The organism is Plasticicumulans lactativorans, assembly GCF_004341245.1.
Classification (GTDB): Bacteria; Pseudomonadota; Gammaproteobacteria; order Competibacterales; family Competibacteraceae; genus Plasticicumulans_A; species Plasticicumulans_A lactativorans.
In genome coordinates this window covers 1-1,263 of record NZ_SLWY01000059.1, presented here as the reverse complement: position 1 = coordinate 1,263, position 1,263 = coordinate 1, and the positions used below count along the sequence as shown (strand labels likewise).

At 65.5% G+C, this 1,263-nt stretch carries 1 protein-coding gene; it reads right to left on the bottom strand.

Features of this window, described 5'->3' with window-relative positions:
* The coding region (locus EV699_RS19750) for a conjugative transfer ATPase (RefSeq protein ID WP_132546057.1) at nt 1-1,263 on the bottom strand (1,263 nt) is incomplete at both ends.

Here is a 1,263-nt window from a genome sequence, read left to right as displayed (position 1 = left end):
CGCGCACGGTCGAGCCTCTCGGCCACGCGGAAGGCGGCATCCAGCTCGCTGATGCCGTGCTGCTGCAACAACTGGAAGCGTTCGGCCTTCACCTCGGGCTCGGTCATCGCCATCGCCAGATAGAGGCTGGGCGGCACGGCGCGGAACAGTACTTCCATCGACTTGGACAGGATGACGCCCTCGCTGAACTTGCCGGCCTCCTTGCGTGCCGAGAGCATCAGCGCCTTCTGCGAAGCGTTGAGTTCGCGGAAGCGCGCGATCTTCTCGACTTCATCGGGCGGCATCGACAGGCAGATCCACCACTCGATCATGTTGAGCATGGGCTCGGCCGCTTTCGGCAAGTCGTCCAAGTTCTGTGTGGCGAGCCAGAACCAGGCGCCGAGCTTGCGCCACATCTTGGTGATCTTGACCACGTACGGCGCGAGCAGCGGATTCTTGGTGATGATGTGGCCCTCGTCGGTCACGTTGATGATCGGCCGGCCGAGGAACTGATCGCGCTCGGCGAGGTTGTTCACTGTGTTGATCAGCGAGATGTAGGCGATCGAAAGTTGGGCGTTGTAGCCCTCGCGGGCAAAGGTGGCGAGGTCGACGATGGTGATGTCCGCCTCGGGCCACGGTGTGCCGGACCGGTCGAACATCTCGCCGTCCACGCCCTGGCAGAACATGTCCATGGCGTCGGCCATCTCCAGCAGCCGTGCGCGCCGCATCTCCGGCAGCGTGGCGTCGCGGGCGCGCTCGCGCAGCGCCTCGCGCACATCGCGGGTCAGTACCGTGCGCTTCTCCGCTACGCAGTGCTGTGCCGCATCGAGAATGCACTGGCGGATCAGGCTGCGGTCGGCGCGCGTCATGCGCGCTTCTTCCTTGTCCTCGCCGCCGGTGATCATCAGTCGTGCCGTGATCTCCAGCTCGCCGAGTACGTCGCGCTGCTCATCGCCTTCCACGACCATGCCGGCATCGGTCTGGTCTTCGTCGAGCGCATCGGCGTCCAGCGTCTGTACCTGGCTCGGCGTATCGACCAGGCGCCAGGCGTCGGCGAACGGCGCCAGACTGACGCCCGCGCCCGGCGCGAGCTTCACCCGATGCACGGTGAGGCCCAGCCGTGCCGCGAAGTCGCCGAACAGGCCGAAGCTGTTGCCCGCCTCGACGATGAACAGGCGCGGCCGATAGATCGCCGTCTCCTGATTCAGGATGTTGTTGATTGTCGCGCTCTTGCCCGTGCCGGTGGGGCCGAACAGGTACAGATGCGCGTTCATCTGGCGGTCG